Raw genomic sequence first — 16,454 nt, forward strand, 5'->3', positions numbered from 1 at the left:
GGTGAGGCGCCTGCCCGTCCATGAAACAGGGGTGAAGATCGTGTGAGCAAGGGGGCGCGACGACGTCAGGCGGGCCCTGCACCGAGGTGCGGGGCCCGCCTGCGAGGGGAAGTGCGGGGTCAGGGGCAGCTGATGCGGGTGTCGCCCGTGTCCGTGGTGCAGCTGTCGAAGTCCGGGCCGCCGTTGGCCGTGTCGTTGCCGGCCACGCCGTCGGCGGTGTTGACCCGGTCGGAGCCGTAGTTGCCGTAGACGTTGTCGTTGCCGGGGCCGCCGTACAGGGTGTCGTTGCCGGTGCCGCCGTCGACGGCGTCGTTGCCGTAGTCGCCGTAGACGGTGTCCGCGCCGCTGCTCGAGCGGATCGTGTCGTTGCCGCCGAGGCCGCAGATCACGTCGTTGCCGGCCGTGCCGGTGAGCGTGTCGGCGCCGCTGGTGCCGACGATGGTGCAGCCGCGGGTGTTGGCCACGCCGGTCGTCGCGGTGGCGGTGTTGTTGCCGGTGGCGGGGTCGGTCTCGGTGGCGGTGACCCGCGCGGTGTTGGTGAGCGTGCCGATGGTGCGGGGTTCGGCGACCACCGTGACGGTGGTGCTCGCGCCCGGCGCCAGGGTGTTCAGCGCGCAGGTGGCGCTGGTGGCGGTGGTGGTGCAGCTGCCTTGCGCGGTCGTCGCCGAGACCAGCGTGGCGCCGGTCCCGGAGAGGGTGTCGGTCAGCGTGACGCCGGTGGCGGTCGCGGTGGAGCCGGCCGCGTTGGTCACCCGGACCGTATAGGTGGCCCGGTCGCCCAGGGTGATCGAGGCGGGTCCCGTCTTGGCCACCGACAGGTCGGCGCTCGCCGGGGGCGGCGGGGGCGGGGTGGTGCCGCCGCCCTGGTAGCGGGCCAGTGCGAAGTCGGCGTTCGGGCCGCCCTGGCCGGCGGCGACGATCCGGCCCGAGGAGTCGAGCTTGACGCCGCGGGCCACGTCGCCACCGCCGAAGTCGGTGGTCACCTGGCCGCCGTTGCCGAACCCGGAGTCCAGAGCACCGTTGGTGTTGTAGCGCAGGACGCCGAAGTCGCCGCCGCTCGTCCCGCCGACGACGACGATCCGGCCGTCCGGCTGCAGCACCTCGTCGTAGGCATTGCCACCGGGGGTGACGACCCGGCCGTCGCCGTCGAAGCTCGCATCGAGGGTGCCGTTGGCGGTGTAGCGGGCCAGCGCGTACTTGTCGTCGCTGGAGCCGGCCGCGACGATCCGCCCGTCGCCCTGGACCGCCAGCGACTCGACGGACTCGTAACCGCCGAAGTCGGTGCGGGCGATGCCGCCGGTGCCGAAGCCGGTGTCGAGGCTGCCGTTGCCGTTGAAGCGCATCAGCACGAAGTCGAAGCGGGTGGTGCCGACCTCGCCGCCGACGACGATCTTCCCGTCGGGCTGCAACGCCAGGGCCCGCCCGTCGCCGCCCTCCTCCAGCGACCCCGGCGCCGGGTCGGCGGTCACCACGCCGTTGCCGCCGAAGCTCGCGTCGGGCGTGCCGTCGCCGTTGAAGCGGGCCACCGCCACCTCGCCGCCGGTGTAGCCCGCGGCGACGATCCGGTTGCTCGAGTCGATCGCCACGTCGAGCGCCTCGGCGGGAGACGCGAGGTCGGCGATCGCGATGCCGTCGCCGTCGAAGCCGGTGTCCAGGCTGCCGTCGCTGTTGTACCGGGCGACCACGAACGAGCAGCAGTCCTCGACGTCGCGCCAGGCGGTGCCCGCGACGACGATCTTGCCGTCGGACTGCACCGCGACGGAGTCGGCCCAGTCGTCGAGCCCCGCGGGGGCCACGGGGGTGGTGACCCTGCCGTCGCCGCCGAAGGACGGGTCGAGGCTGCCGTCGGGGTTGTGCCGGGTCAGCGCGAAGTCGGTGTCCCCGGCCGCGCCCGCCGCGCCGCCGACGGTGACGATCTTCCCGTCGGACTGGAGGGCGAGTTCGTTGCCGTAGTCGTTGCCGCCGAAGTCGGTGAGGACCTTGCCGTCGCCGTGGAAGGACGGGTCGAGGTCCCCCGGGGCGGCGACCGCGGTGCCGGGCAGGGTCACGACGAGCGCGAGAACGGTGGCCACCACGGTCCCGGCCCGGGCCGGCAGGGACGGCCGGCGGCGCTCGTCGGTCCGGCGCCCCGCCGGTCGCACATGAAAGGTGAACATGTGCGACAGCGTTTCGCCGGTCGCACAGAGTGACGGCCGCCACGAGCCGTGTTGCGCCCACCGGACCTGCGAATGCACTCCGCTGGGTGACAGGCGGAGGGAAACCGGGGGAAGGCGGGTGAGACAGCGAGGGCCTGCCGTCTCCGCCGTCGTCGGGGCGGACGGGGCGGGGACGGCAGGCCCGGGGCCGCGCACGCCGTTGTGCGCTGCCTCGCCGGTGTGCTCCGCGGCCGGCCGTGACGATGCAGTTGGTCAGGGCACAGTCGGTTCAGCCGGCCGCGGGGTCTTGGAAGGGGCTCAGCCCAGGCGCTCGACCAGAGCGCGGTGCTGGTCCCACAGCTCCTTCGGGGTGTGGTCGCCGAAGGTGTTCAGGTGCTCGGGGACAAGAGCGGCCTCCTCGCGCCAGACCTCCTTGTCGACGGTGAGCAGGAAGTCCAGGTCCTTGTCGGCCAGCTCCAGGCCGTCCGTGTCCAGGGCGTCCTTCGTCGGCAGGATGCCGATCGGCGTCTCGACGCCCTCGGCCTTGCCCTCCAGGCGCTCCACGATCCACTTCAGGACGCGGGAGTTCTCACCGAAGCCGGGCCAGACGAACTTGCCCTCGTCGTTCTTGCGGAACCAGTTGACGTAGTAGATCTTCGGCAGCTTGGACTGGTCCTTGTCCTTGGCCACGTCGACCCAGTGGGCCATGTAGTCGCCCATGTTGTAGCCGCAGAACGGCAGCATCGCGAAGGGGTCGCGGCGCAGCTCACCGACCTTGCCCTCGGCGGCGGCGGTCTTCTCGGAGGCCACGTTGGCGCCGAGGAAGACGCCGTGGTTCCAGTCGAAGGACTCCGTCACCAGCGGCACGGCGGAGGCGCGGCGGCCGCCGAAGAGGATCGCGGAGATCGGCACGCCCTTGGGGTCCTCCCACTCGGGCGCGATGATCGGGCACTGCGAGGCCGGCACGGTGAAGCGGGCGTTGGGGTGGGCCGCCGGGGTCTCGGAGGCGGGCGTCCAGTCGTTGCCCTTCCAGTCGGTGAGGTGGGCCGGGGCCTCCTCGGTCATGCCCTCCCACCACACGTCGCCGTCGTCGGTGAGCGCGACGTTGGTGAAGACGGCGTTGCCCCACAGGGTCTTCATCGCGTTGGCGTTGGTGTGCTCACCGGTGCCGGGCGCGACGCCGAAGAAGCCGGCCTCGGGGTTGATCGCGTACAGGCGGCCGTCCTCGCCGAAGCGCATCCAGGCGATGTCGTCGCCGATGGTCTCCACGGTCCAGCCGGAGATCGTGGGCTCCAGCATGGCGAGGTTGGTCTTGCCGCAGGCGCTCGGGAAGGCGGCGGCGACGTACTTGGACTCGCCCTGCGGCGGGGTGAGCTTCAGGATCAGCATGTGCTCGGCGAGCCAGCCCTCGTCGCGGGCCATGACGGACGCGATGCGCAGGGCGTAGCACTTCTTGCCGAGCAGGGCGTTGCCGCCGTAGCCGGAGCCGTAGGACCAGATCTCGCGGGACTCGGGGAAGTGCGAGATGTACTTGGTGGAGTTGCAGGGCCACGGAACGTCCTGCTCGCCCTGCTCCAGCGGGGCGCCGAGGGTGTGGACGGCCTTGACGAAGAACCCCTCCTCGCCCAGCTCGTCGAGGACCGGCTGCCCCATGCGGGTCATGGTGCGCATGGAGACGGCGACGTAGGCGGAGTCGGTGATCTCGACGCCGATCGCGGACAGCGGGGAGCCGAGCGGGCCCATGCAGAAGGGGACGACGTACATGGTGCGGCCGCGCATGGAGCCGCGGAACAGGCCCTTCTCACCGCTGAAGATCTCCCGCATCTCGGCGGGGGCCTTCCAGTGGTTGGTGGGGCCGGCGTCCTCCTCCTTCTCGGAGCAGATGAAGGTGCGGTCCTCGACGCGCGCGACGTCGGTCGGGTCGGAGGCCGCGTAGTAGGAGTTCGGGCGCTTGATCGGATCGAGTTTCTTGAAGGTGCCCTTGGCGACCAGTTCCTCGCAGAGGCGGTCGTACTCGGCCTCGGATCCGTCACACCAGACCACGTTGTCCGGCTGCGTCAGTTCGGCGATCTCGTTCACCCACGAGATCAGTTCCTGATGGTTGGTGGGAACGCTGGAAGCCGAGTTGTCGCGCGCCACGGTTGCTCCTAAGTGAGGGATTTTGTCCTTGTGGCCCCGTGGGGGCTGCGACCCGGACGCTTGTGCGCTGCTCATCCGGTGCCGACCGCACTCATTTGATCGTATCCGACACGACCGCCCATATGTCCAGGGGGCCTCACAGGTGAGCGGCGTGAGGAATGCCACGGTTATCCGGCGGCTTTACGTTCCCTTTGTGTGCGTCTTGACTTAACCTGAAGGACTTTTTGCCCGCCCCAGTCCATGACCCGCGCTGACGCCTGACTTACGGCTGCGTGGGTACCATGCGGCCCATGACTCCGTCCGCCTCCGACGCGCCCACGGACGCGCAGGCCGCCGGCCGCGGTCCCGCCCCGCACTCCTCCGTGCCCTCGATGGCACACCAGCTCGCCCACTCGCTCGCCCAGCCGCTCAAGCCCAAGCTGCGCGGCTGGCTGCACCTGGGCATGTTCCCGGCCGCCCTGGTCTCCGGCCTCGTCCTCACCGCCCTGGCCCACTCCCCACGCGGCCGCATCGCCTGCGGGATCTACGCCCTGACGGCTTGCCTGCTGTTCGGCGTGAGCGCGCTGTACCACCGGGGCAACTGGAGCCCGCGCATGGACGGCATCCTGCGCCGGCTGGACCACGCCAACATCTTCCTGATCATCGCGGGCACCTACACCCCGCTCACCATGCTGCTGCTGCCCGGCGCCAAGGGCCGGTGGCTGCTGTGGGGCATCTGGGCCGCGGCCGCCGCCGGCATCGTCTTCCGCGTCTTCTGGGTCGGCGCGCCGCGCTGGCTCTACACCCCCTGCTACATCGCGATGGGCTGGGCCGCCGTCTTCTTCCTGCCGGAGTTCATGCGCGCGGGCGGCATCGCCGTGCTGGTCCTGGTCGTCGTCGGCGGCCTGCTCTACAGCGCCGGCGGCGTGATCTACGGCATCAAGCGGCCCAACCCGTCACCGCGCTGGTTCGGTTTCCACGAGGTGTTCCACTCCTTCACCCTGGCCGCGTTCATCACCCACTACGTGGGCATCTCGCTGGTGGCGTACCAGCACGCCTGACGTGACGTCCGGGCCACGGCCCGTGGCGCGGGTACCGCTCCCGCCCGCGGGCCGTGTCCGACAATGGCGACCATGACGGCCGCACCCTCCCCCACCCCCGCCGACCGCCCGCGACCGGGGCTGCGTGAGCGCAAGAAGACCAAGACCCGCCGGGCGATCCGCGCCGCCGCCTACGGGCTGATCCGCGAGCAGGGTTACGAGGCCACGACGGTCGAGCAGATCGCCGAGCGCGCCGAGGTCTCCCCGTCGACCGTCTCCCGCTACTTCCCGGCGAAGGAGGACATCGTCCTCACCGACGAGTACGACGCGATCCTGCTCGAACAGCTGCGGGCCCGTCCGCTCGACGAGCCGCCGATGGAGTCCCTGCGGTCGGTGATCCACACGGCCGTCGGCACAGGGCTTCGCGAGGAACCCGAGCTCACCCGCCTGCGGACGGCGCTGATGGCCGAGGTGCCGGCGGTGCGCGCCCGCATGATGGAGAACGCCTCCACCACCGGCCGGCTGCTGTGCCGGGCACTCGCCGAGCGCACCGGCCTCGCCCCGGACGCCCTGGAGGTACGGGTCTTCGCGACGTCCCTGATGGGCGGCCTGATGGAGGCGTCCCTGCACTGGGCCGAGAACGGCTTCCACGCCGACCTCACGACCCTCGTCGACCGCGCGTTCGACGTCCTGGAACACGGGTTGCCGGCGCGCGCGGGCTGAGGTGCGGCGCCGGAGCGGGCCCGCATCCGGCCGAGGCCCGTCGGGGTCCGCCCGCCGCCCCCCGCTCGCGTGTGCTCATCGCCCGGCCCGCGCCGCCGCATCGCCCGGCCCGGGGTACGGGGCACGCCCAGTCCGTGGTGCGGCCGTCGCCGGAAATCCGCAGGAGGCGTCCGCGCCCTCCATGCCATCCTGACCAGGTGAACACAGCCGAGATCCACGTCGAGTTCGCCCCCGAGCTGCATCTGTTCGTCCCGCAGGCACGGCGCCGGGGAGCCGCCGCCGCTCCCGTCGACGGCGTCTCGTCGCTCGGCCATGTCGTGGAGTCGCTCGGCGTTCCGCTCACCGAGGTCGGCGCGCTGGCCGTGGACGGCCATGAGGTTCCGGTGTCGTACGTCCCCGCGCCGGGCGACCGGGTCACGGTCCACGCCGTCGAACGCCCCCAACAGGTCCCCGGCGCCCCGCTGCGTTTCCTGCTCGACGTGCACCTCGGCACCCTCGCCCGCCGGCTGCGTCTGCTCGGCGTGGACACGGCGTACGAGTCCACGGACATCGGCGACCCGGCGCTCTCCGCCCGTTCCGCCGCCGAGCAGCGGGTGATGCTCAGCCGCGACCGGGGGCTGCTGCGCCGCCGCGAGCTGTGGGCGGGCGCGTTCGTCTACAGCACCCGGCCCGACGACCAGCTCCGCGACGTACTCGACCGTTTCCGCCCCGAACTGCGGCCCTGGACCCGGTGCACCGCGTGCAACGGCCTGCTGCGCCGGGCCACCAAGGAGGAGGTCGCCGACCAGCTGGAACAGGGCACGCACCGCACGTACGACGTGTTCGCGCAGTGCCGGGAGTGCGGGCGCGCCTACTGGAAGGGCGCCCACCACGAGCAGTTGGAGGCCATCGTGGAGCGCGCCCTGGCCGAGTTCAGCCGCGGCTGAACGCCCTGGCGACTTCAGTCGCGGCTGGTCTGCGGGTCACGTCGCCCGGAGCGGCGGCGGGGCAGGTACACCAGGGCCTCGGTGCCGACGAACCGCAGGACGAACGTCGTGACCAGCGCGAGCGCGGTCGCGGTCAGCGGGCCCATGCCGAGGTGCCGTACGAACAGCGCGATGAGCGGGATGCGCAGCACCAGGTCGGCGTTGGCGAGCAGCGCGAACCGGCCGAGCCGGTCCCACCAGCGGCGGTGGGCGCGCCGCTCGCGGAACAGCAGGTGCTCGATGAGCAGGAAGTTCCAGGCCACGCCGAACTGGTTGGCGACGATCTCCGCCGGGACGTAGTGCACGCCGAGCGCGGTGAGCGCCCACAGTCCGGCCAGGTTGGGCACGAAGCCGCTCGCCCCGATCAGCCCGAAGCCGATCATGCGGGCCAGCGGTGCGTCGGTGCGCAGTCCGGCGAGGTGGCGCAGGAAGCGCAGGCCCTCGCGGGCCGTCGACTTGGACTCGCCCGCGAAGCGCTCCTCGAAGACGAACGGCACCTCGGCGACCCGCTCGGGGCGGCTGCGCACGGCGAGTTCGAGGAGGATCTTGTAGCCGAGCGGCTTGAGGACGTCGGCGGTGACGGCGCTGCGGCGGATGGCGAAGAAGCCGCTCATGGGGTCGCTGATGCCGCGCAGCCGGCGCGGGAAGAGACCCTTGGTGAGCCAGGTGGCACCCCGTGAGACGGCCACGCGGTAGCCGCCGGCGAGTCCGGCCCGGCTGCCGCCGGCGGTGTAGCGGGAGGCGACGACGAGGGCGGCACCGGTCCGCTCGCCGGTGGCGACCAGCTCAGGCACCAGGTGCGGCGGGTGCTGGCAGTCGCCGTCCATGACGACGATCCAGTCCGCGCCGGCCGCCTTGATCCCTTCCACGACCGCACCACCGAGCCCGCCGGCCGGTTCGTCGCGGTGCAGCACGGTCACCGGGAAGGGGCAGTCGCGGGCCGCGTCGGCGATCACCTGCGGGGTGTCGTCGGTGGAGTCGTCCACGAAGACGACCTCGCAGGGCAGCCGCGCGGGCACCGACTCGGTGATGCGGTGCAGCAGCTGCCGGATGTTCGCCGACTCGTTGAAGGTCGGTACGACGATCGTGACGGCGCCGGGCTCGGGCAGCTCGGCCGCGCCGAGATCAGGGGCGGGCACGGTGTACTCGTGGGTCATCGGACGCCTCCCGGGTCGTCGTGAGGAGGAGCGAGCCGTGGCCGCACGTACGGCAGCTCGCCCTTGGGCAGGGCGATCTCCCGAGTCCCTGAACCCCCGGTACGCGACAGCGGTCACTTCCATCGCGCCCAGCCGCCGAAGCTAACGGCGGCCCCTGACGCCCGAGGGCCCTCTTGATGGGTCCCAGATGAACACCCCCCGACGCCCGGGCAACGCACCCGCACGCGCGTGCACCGCCGGACGGCTTCCGACTGCCGCGGGGCCCGGCGCCGCGCGCGCCGCGGCGGCCTGCTGTGCGGCGTGGCTCGATGCCGAGCGCGACGCAAGCAGGCACGGCGCCGCACGCGCGTGCGTTGCGGCGCGGGCGCTCCGGGCGCGGTCACCCCGGCGCGCCGCCGCACGCGGTTCCGGCCGACCTGCCCTCGCCGCGCGCGCCCGCAGCGACGGCCGGTGCGGTCACCCTGGCCGGCACGGCGCACGCGGTGGGGGCGGCTTCGGCCGACCCGGCCCGCGCCGCGAGCTCACGCAGCCACCCCCACCCAGCCCCCTCGAACGGGCGCGGTCGCCCCGGCCCCGGCGCCGTACGCGGTACGTGGCTTCAGGCCGCCCGCGGGCCGCGAGCGGGCCCCGTCCGCGTCGTTCGCGGCTCCGGCCGGCCCGCGTCCCCGTCGGCGTCGTTCAGCCGCTCAGGGCCGCTCGCAGCCTGTCCGGGTCGGTGGTCGGGGCGTCGCAGGTGAAGTTGCGGCAGACGTAGGCCGTCGGGGTGCCGTCCCTGAGGGGGCGGTCGGCGAGGAGGGGGAACTCGTCGCTGTCGGGGGTGCCGTAGGCGACGACCGCGCCCGGAGCCGTGCCGAGCAGCGCCGTGCGGTGCAGGGTGCGGGCGGCCGCGTCGTCGGTCGAGGCGCCGACCACCGCCACCTCGCGCGGGCCGTCGAGGCGGGCCTCGGCGACGGCGAGGCCCCAGCCGATGAAGCGGGGTACGCGCGGGCCGAGCGCCTTCACCACGCCGAGGGCCTTCTCGGCGGCGGCCCGGTGCGGCTCGGATCCGGTGTGGGCGGCGTAGCTCAGCAGCGCGCCGGTCGCGGCGGTCCAGCCGGAGGGCGTCGCGTTGTCGGTCGGGTCCTGCGGCCGGCGGATCAGCTGCTCGGCGTCGGCGGCGGTGTCGTACAGGGAGCCGGTCCCCGGGTCGACGAAGCGGGCCAGCACGTGGTCGAGGAGGATGCCGGCGAAGTCGAGCCACACGCCCTCGCCGGTGACGGACGCGAGCGCGAGGAAGCCCTCGGCGACGTCGGCGTAGTCCTCCAGGACGCCGGTGTGCGCGCCGACGCGTCCGTCCTTGCTGGTGCGGGCGAGCCGGGCGTGGTCGTCCAGGTGCAGCCGGACCAGCAGGTCGGCGGCGCCGAGCGCGGCGTCGACGAGGTCGGGACGGTCGAAGTAGGCGCCGGTCTCGGCGAGCGCGGCGATCGCGAGGCCGTTCCAGGCGGCGACGACCTTGTCGTCCCGGCCGGGAGCGGGCCGCAGGGCGCGGGCGTCGAACAGCCGCTGCCTGATGCCGTCGATCCTCCCGGCGTCGAACACACCCTCCGTCTGCGGGAGTTGCAGGACGGAGGAGCCCTGCTCGAACGTGCCCTCCTCGGTGACGCCGAAGTACTGCGCGGCGACGTCGGCGTCCTCCTCGCCGAGCACCTCGCGCAACTGCTGCGGCGTCCACACGTAGTACGCGCCCTCGACGTGCTTGCCGGTCCCGTCGTCGCTGTCGGCGTCGAGCGCGGAGGCGAACCCGCCCTCGGTGGTGCGCAGTTCGCGGACCATGAAGTCGGCGGTCTCCAGGGCGACCCGGCGGGCGAGTTCGGAGCCCGTGGAACGCCACAGATGGGCGTACACCCGGCACAGAAGGGCGTTGTCGTACAACATCTTCTCGAAGTGCGGCACCGTCCAGTCCCGGTCGACGGAGTAGCGCGCGAAGCCGCCGCCGAGCTGGTCGTAGATTCCCCCGCGGCCCATCCGCTCGCAGGTGTCCTGCGCCATCTGCAGGGCGCCCTCGGAGCCGGTACGCGCGTGGTGGCGCAGCAGGAACTCGATCACCATGGACGGCGGGAACTTCGGCGCCCCGCCGAACCCGCCGCGCTGCGGGTCGTACTCCCGGGTGAGCCCGAGCAGCGCCTGCGCCAGCTCCTGCTCGCCGGGCGCGTCGACGGCGTCGTAGGAGATCTCCCGCGCGGACAGGTCCCGCACGATCTTCCCGGCGACCTCGGCGACCTCCTCGCGGCGGTCGGTCCACGCCTGGTGCACGCCCTCCAGCACCTGCACGAAGGACGGCATGCCGTGCCGGGGCGCGGGCGGGAAGTAGGTGCCGAAGTAGAACGGCTCGGCGTCGGGGGTGAGGAACACGGTCATCGGCCAGCCGCCCTGCCCGGTGGCCGCCTGCACCGCCTCCATGTAGACGGCGTCCACGTCGGGGCGTTCCTCGCGGTCGACCTTGACGTTGACGAAGTGCGCGTTGAGGTAGTCGGCGGTGGCCTGGTCCTCGAACGACTCGTGCGCCATGACGTGACACCAGTGGCAGCTGCTGTACCCGACGCTCAGCAGCACCGGGACGCCCCGTTTGCGCGCCTCTTCGAAGGCCTCGGTGGACCAGGGCCACCAGTCGACCGGGTTGTCGGCGTGCTGGAGGAGATACGGGGACGTCTCATGCGCCAGTCGGTTCGGCATGGTGTCCATCCTGCCGCAGTACCCCGAGCGGGGCGCGCATCACGAGGTCCTGCCGTATCGTGCTGGCCGACGCAAGGGGGGGCGTGCACATGTCAGCAGATGACTGGTCGGCCTGGATCGCCGCACTCGCCTTCGGGGTGTCGGCCGTCAGCGTCGGGCTGCTGATCAAGCAGACGCGTTTCCTGGCCGAGCAGACCAGGGCGGCCGTGGAGCAGGCCAGGGTGGGCAACGGCGAGGCCGCGGTCACCGCGAACCAGGCCGTCCTCGCCGCCTTGCGGGAGCTGCATCTCGAACTGCTCGACCGGGACCTGCTCGGCTACTTCTACGACGACGAACCTTGTCCCCGGGACCGCGAGGAGCGGCGCCGGGTGATCACCATGGCGGAGCTGCTCGCCGACGTACTGGGCCTGGGCCTGCACGGACACGCGAAGCTGCCCGACAGCGAGAGCATGGCTCCCTGGCGCTCCTACGCCCTGCACGTGCTCACCCACAGTCCCGTCCTGCGGCAGCGGCTGGAGGAGGACGGCGACTGGTGGCCCCATCTGGCCGCGCTGTACGCGCAGATGCCGCCGCCCGGACCACCGGCCGCGTGACCCGCACGGGCGGCGGCGGCGCTGCGGCCTGCCGGCGGTAGCACCGCGCGCGCCACGGTGGTGCCGCCCGCCGCGGTGGTGGGGCCCGATGCGGTAATGCGGGCTGCCGCGGTGGTGCGGTTCCGTGCGGTGGTGCGGCCCGGTGCGGTGGTGGTGCGGCGCCGCCGCAGCAATGCGGTCCCGTGCGGTGGTGCGGCCCGGTGCGGTGGTGGTGGTGCGGCCCGCCGCAGTGGTGGTGCGGTCCCGTGTGATGGCCGCGACCGGTCCGGCCGCGGCCGGACCCGCGCGTGATCGGCACCACCCCTCGCGCTCACGGCCGAGGCGAAGGACACTCGTGGGCAAGGGAGTTGCCGTCGGAGGGGGACGAGGCATGCGTGACGCGCACCGCACGGAGGCCGAGCGGCTGCTGGCCCGGGCCGTGGAGGAGGAGGTACGGCGCTCCGGAGGGCGCACCGACGGCCAGGTGCTGCTCGGGCGGGCGCGCGCCTCGCTGGACGCCATGGCACGGACGGCGGGCGAGGAGTACGCGGCCTACACCCGGGCCCTGGACGAGTCCGAGGCGGGACGGCTGGGCTTCAGACAGCGCTACGCCCAGCAGGGCGGCACAACTCCCCTGCTGGTGGCGGCCGTCGCCGCGGTCGCCGCCGGGGTCACCGACCTGGCCCTGGGCACCGGCGCCGGTACCGCCCTCGGCGCCGGCGTGACCGCCGGTGTGGTCGGCGCCGCGGCGACCGTGGTCAAGGCGGCCGGCGCGCACCTGCCCGCCGCCCACCACCGCGCCGGTGCCGTCGGCCAGCCCGGCGGCCCGGAGCAGCTGCGGCTGCAGTGGCTGACGGCGCTCGAAGTGCGCGGCATCCGTCCGTTCCTGGACCAGCAGCGGGTGCTGGCCGCCTCCACCGGCCCGGTCGGCAAAACGGCCGGCCCGCAGCTGCGCGGCGCCGACAAGAGCGCGGCCGCCCGCGGCCGTACGGCGCTGGAGCAGTCCTTCGGCCACCTCCCGGACGCGGACGGACCCTTCGCCGGGCGGCGGGCGGAGCTGGCGCGGATCCGGCAGTGGGTGCAGGCGGCCCGGGCCGGCACCCGGACCAAGCCGACCGTCGTCGTCCTGCACGGCGTGCCCGGCAGCGGCCGCACCACCCTCGCCGTACGCGCCGCGCACGATGTGCGCGACCAGTTCCGCGGGGCGTGCGTGGTCGACCTGCGCGGGGACGGCGCGGGCGAGCCGCCGCTGCCCACCCGGGACGCGCTGCTGCATCTGCTCAACCGGCTCGGCGCGCCCCGCGAGCAACTGCTCTTCCGCGAGCGCTCCTCTCCCGACCAGCAGATCAAGCGGCTCGGCGAGCTCTACCACCGGCATCTGACCGGAGTGCCGGTCACCGTGATCCTGGACGACGCCGATGACCCCGAGCAGGTGCGCGCCCTGGTCCCCGAGCACTCCGACAGCCTCGTCCTGGTCACCGCCCGGCAACCCCTCCAGCTGCCCGCCGGCCTCGACGCCTGGGTGCACCACGTGAGCGTCGAGGCGCTCGACGCGGCCGGCACGGAGGAGCTGCTCGGCGCCACGGCCGAGGACAGCTCCGGGCCGTACGACGCCGAGTCCACCGACCGGATCCGGCAGCTGTGCGGCGCGCTGCCGCTGGCGCTGCGCATCGCCGGCTCCGCGCTCGGCCCGCGCTCACCGCGGCAGCTGGCCGGCGACCTCGGCGCGTACGGCCCCGTCGAACCGGTCGAGCGGGCCCTGTGGTTGCGCTACACCGACCTCGACGAGCAGCCGCGGCGGCTGCTGCGCCGCCTGGCGCTGGCCGGCCGGGCCTCCCTCGGCGCGGCCGCGGCCGCCGCTCTGCTCTCCACCGACCGCACGGAGGCCACCCGGCATCTGACCGCCCTCGCCCGGGCGGGCCTGATCGACCATGTGCGCGGCAACCGCTACCGGCTCCACGACCTGGTGCGCGCCTTCGCGCAGGCCCGTCTCATGGACGAGGAGGACCCCGCCGAGCGCACGGCGGCGCAGGAACGGCTCATCCTCAGCTACGCCGATCTCGCCGACTCCGTGCTGCGACTGGTCGACGGCAACGTCTCCACCCGCTCGGACCGGTTCAGCCCGCACGGCTTCACCTCGCTCGACGAGGCGCTGCGCTGGCTGGACGACGAGTCCAGCTTCATCACCGCCACGCTCCGGCACGCCGAGGGCGTCGACCAGCGCGCCGTGCTGAACCTGCTGGGCGCGCTGTGCGACTACTGCCTGCTGCGCGGCGACCTGTACCGGCTCGGCGAGATCAGCGAACTGGCGCAGAGCGTCGACGAGGGCCTGCTGATCCGCTCCGTGCAGTGGCGCACCGGCATCGCGGCCCGCCAGCTCGGCGAACTGGACAAGGCGCGCACCACGCTGACGTCCGTGGTCGATCTGTACCTGGAGGCGCACCACGACGCGGGCGCCGCGCGCGCCCTGTGCTCCCTCGGCATCACCCTGCACCACCAGGGCAACCTCACCGAGGCCGCCGCCAAGCTGCGCGAGGCGCTTCAGATGCAGGCGCCCCCGGACCTGGCCACGGACCGGGCCTGGACGATGCACGCGCTCGCCGCCGTCGAACGCGACCGGGGCCGGCTCGCCGAGGCGCTGGCCCTGCTGGAGGGCTCCCTGGTGCTGCACCGCGAGGGCAGCTCCGTGCACGGCGAGGCGTGGGCCCACTTCCAGCTCGGTCAGCTGGGGCTGCGCATGGGCGACGTACCGCGCGCGGACGGTGACCTGCGCCGGGCGCTGGAGCTGTACGGCCGGACCCGCGACGCGCGCGGCGAGGCATGGGCGATGACCCAGCTGGCCCGGGCCCGGCTCGTCGACGGGGACGCCGCCGAGGCGGTGGACGCGCTGCGCCGGGCGGCCTCCCGGCACCGGGACAACGAGGACGCCCGCGGCGAGGCGTGGACGCTGTACTACCTGGGCCAGGCGCTGGAGGAGACCGGCGACCTGGACCGCGCGGTACGCGAGCTGGAACGGGCCCGGACGATGTTCTCCCGGATGCGGGACGTGTACGGCCTGGCGTGCGCCCGGCACCACTCGGCGCGGGTCACGCGGGACCAGCGGGCGGCGCAGACCGGCAGCCTGCGCAACTCCGGGTTCGCCCGGCAGCTGCTGGTGGACGCCCGCGCCGACTTCCAGCGCATCGGGGTCGCCCACGGCGAGGCATGGACGTGCCTGGAGCTGGCGGTGGTGGACGCGGGCAACGCGCGCACGCCCCAGGCGCTGGCGCTGTGCGAGGAGGCCGCCGCCCTGTTCGCCTCCTACGGCGACCGGCGCGGCGAGGACTGGGCGCGCTTCCTGCGCTGCACTCTCCTGCCGTACGCCGCTCCCGGCGGTGTGGAGGTCGGTACGGCGGTGGCGCAGGAGGAGCTGTCCCAGCTGGCCCGTGCCACCCATCCGGGCCGGGACGGGAAACTGGACGACTACCTGGAGGCGTACCAGCTGCTGCTGGAGCGCGGCATCACCCTGGAGGCGGGCTGGCAGGCCTGGCGCCTGGGCATGACTCCGGACCGCCACGCCCGTGAGGTGATGGGGGTGCGGGTCCCGACGGAGAACTGACCGCAGCCGCCGGGAGCGTCCCTCCCGGTCGGGCCGCGATGTGCGGCCCCGCCGGCCGGGCTGCACCCGGCCGGCAGGGCCCGCTCAGCCCTGCTGCGGCTTGACCTTCCCGGAGGGCGTGCCCTGGGTGCCCGAGGGCTCGTTCTCCGGCGTCTCCTGGAAGTCCACCTTGCGCATGTGCTTGCTCATGGACTTCATCAGGGCCCACACCGCCAGCGCCATCGCCGCGAAGACGATGAAGCCGAGGACGCCGGGGGTCACCTTGTCCTTGTCGAAGCTGTCGGCGGCGACGGGCAGAAGGTGCGTCACGGCCAGGCTCATGCTTGCGCTCATGTCAGGCATTGTCGCGGATGCCCGCAAAGAGGTCGTCCTCGGGGAGGGAGGTATCGACGAGCGACTTCGCCAGCTCGTACTCCTCCGTCGGCCAGACCTCCTTCTGCAGCTCCAGCGGCACCCGGAACCACCCGCCGTCCGGATCGATCTGCGTACGGTGCGCGATCAGCGCCTTGTCGCGGATCTCGAAGAAGTCGGCGCACGGAATGTGCGTGGTCAGCGTGCGCTCCGGCCGGTCCGACTCGTCCCACCGCTTGAGCCACTCGCCGTAGGGGGACTCCAGCCCCCGGTCGAGCAGGGCCTTGTGCAGCGCCTCGGTCCGCTGACGGTTGAAGCCCTGGTTGTAGTACAGCTTCAGCGGCTGGTACGCCGGGCCGTACACGTCCTCCGGGTACCTCTCCGTGTCCGCCGCACCCTCGAACGCCACCATCGAGATCTTGTGGGTCATGATGTGGTCGGGGTGCGGGTAGCCGCCGTTCTCGTCGTAGGTGGTGATCACCTGCGGACGGAAGGCGCGGATCTGCTTCACCAGCTCCCCGGCCGCGTGGTCGACGTCCTCGAGGGCGAAGCAGCCCTCCGGCAGCGGCGGCAGCGGGTCGCCCTCCGGCAGTCCGGAGTCGACGAAGCCGAGCCACTCCTGCTTGACCCCGAGGATCTCGCGGGCCTCGTCCATCTCCTTGCGGCGGACCTCGTGGATGTTCTCCTCGATGTACTTGTCGCCCTGGAGCTTGGGGTTGAGGATGGAGCCGCGTTCCCCGCCCGTGCAGGTCACCACCAGCACGTCCACCCCCTCGGACACGTACTTGGCCATGGTGGCCGCGCCCTTGCTCGACTCGTCGTCGGGATGGGCATGGACGGCCATCAGTCGCAGCTGGTCAGTCAAGACTCGATCCTCGGTAAGTCGGCGCCCCCGGGGTCCCCCGGTGTCCTCGGGCGCAAGTTAGCTGGTGTCGTCCCGCGGGGACGTCGTTCAGGGGCGGTGGTCGGGTGGCGGGCGGGCGGCTTCTATAGTGACCGAATCGGGCGGCGAATAATTCCGGCTCCCCCACGGGCGTCCGTTTCCGGACTTCTCTCCGCCCCGCCGTCCCGCCGAGGGCCTGC

The 16,454-nt window shown here is 73.0% G+C and carries 11 protein-coding genes; 5 read left to right on the forward strand and 6 right to left on the reverse strand.

Translation table 11 applies throughout. The features are described 5' to 3' along the window. Positions 1-119: 119 nt before the first annotated feature. Together ACZ67Q_RS09870 and ACZ67Q_RS09875 are read right to left on the reverse strand one after the other, a co-directional pair. Positions 120-2,156, reverse strand: coding sequence for a calcium-binding protein (locus ACZ67Q_RS09870; RefSeq protein WP_471178805.1), 2,037 nt, complete (start codon positions 2,154-2,156; stop codon positions 120-122). A 297-nt stretch (positions 2,157-2,453) separates the two neighbouring features. Next, positions 2,454-4,274: a phosphoenolpyruvate carboxykinase (GTP) gene (locus ACZ67Q_RS09875; RefSeq protein WP_471178808.1), complete on the reverse strand. Its 1,821-nt coding sequence runs from the start codon at positions 4,272-4,274 to the stop codon at positions 2,454-2,456. Positions 4,275-4,564: 290 nt separating this feature from the next. Between ACZ67Q_RS09875 and trhA the strand changes: the two genes are divergently transcribed. The 3 genes from trhA (at position 4,565) to ACZ67Q_RS09890 (ending at position 6,942) form a co-directional block, all read left to right on the forward strand. Further along, on the forward strand, positions 4,565-5,314 hold the full coding sequence (gene trhA / locus ACZ67Q_RS09880) for a PAQR family membrane homeostasis protein TrhA (protein ID WP_471178811.1): 750 nt from the start codon (positions 4,565-4,567) through the stop codon (positions 5,312-5,314). Between the two features lie 72 nt (positions 5,315-5,386). After that, a complete protein-coding gene (locus ACZ67Q_RS09885) occupies positions 5,387-6,016 on the forward strand; it encodes a TetR/AcrR family transcriptional regulator (RefSeq protein WP_471178814.1) in 630 nt (209 codons plus the stop codon). A gap of 197 nt (positions 6,017-6,213) precedes the next feature. Further along, the gene (locus ACZ67Q_RS09890; RefSeq protein WP_471178816.1) at positions 6,214-6,942 is read left to right on the forward strand and encodes a Mut7-C RNAse domain-containing protein; all 729 of its coding nucleotides are present in this window, start codon (positions 6,214-6,216) and stop codon (positions 6,940-6,942) included. A 14-nt stretch (positions 6,943-6,956) separates the two neighbouring features. On the opposite strand, the gene ACZ67Q_RS09895 is transcribed toward ACZ67Q_RS09890, so the two are convergent. After that, entirely contained in the window at positions 6,957-8,138 is a 1,182-nt protein-coding gene (locus tag ACZ67Q_RS09895; RefSeq protein WP_471178819.1) for a glycosyltransferase, read from the reverse strand. A gap of 678 nt (positions 8,139-8,816) precedes the next feature. After that, the gene (locus ACZ67Q_RS09900) at positions 8,817-10,850 is read right to left on the reverse strand and encodes a thioredoxin domain-containing protein (RefSeq protein ID WP_471178821.1); all 2,034 of its coding nucleotides are present in this window, start codon (positions 10,848-10,850) and stop codon (positions 8,817-8,819) included. An 89-nt stretch (positions 10,851-10,939) separates the two neighbouring features. Between ACZ67Q_RS09900 and ACZ67Q_RS09905 the strand changes: the two genes are divergently transcribed. Then, positions 10,940-11,443, forward strand: coding sequence for a hypothetical protein (locus ACZ67Q_RS09905; RefSeq protein WP_471178824.1), 504 nt, complete (start codon positions 10,940-10,942; stop codon positions 11,441-11,443). 370 nt (positions 11,444-11,813) lie between these two features. After that, positions 11,814-15,020, forward strand: coding sequence for a tetratricopeptide repeat protein (locus ACZ67Q_RS09910; protein ID WP_471178827.1), 3,207 nt, complete (start codon positions 11,814-11,816; stop codon positions 15,018-15,020). Positions 15,021-15,104: 84 nt separating this feature from the next. Here ACZ67Q_RS09910 and ACZ67Q_RS09915 read toward each other — a convergent pair whose 3' ends face one another. Continuing rightward, positions 15,105-15,362 carry a hypothetical protein gene (locus ACZ67Q_RS09915; RefSeq protein WP_471178828.1) on the reverse strand — a complete coding sequence of 86 codons (258 nt, stop codon included), beginning with the start codon at positions 15,360-15,362 and terminating at the stop codon, positions 15,105-15,107. Next, positions 15,355-16,215 (reverse strand): mycothiol conjugate amidase Mca, encoded by an 861-nt coding sequence (mca, locus tag ACZ67Q_RS09920; protein ID WP_471178963.1) that lies wholly within the window; start codon positions 16,213-16,215, stop codon positions 15,355-15,357. The genes ACZ67Q_RS09915 and mca overlap by 8 nt, the downstream gene beginning before the upstream one ends. Between the last annotated feature and the right edge of the window lie 239 nt (positions 16,216-16,454).

The organism is Streptomyces sp. NPDC036813 (assembly GCF_055609245.1).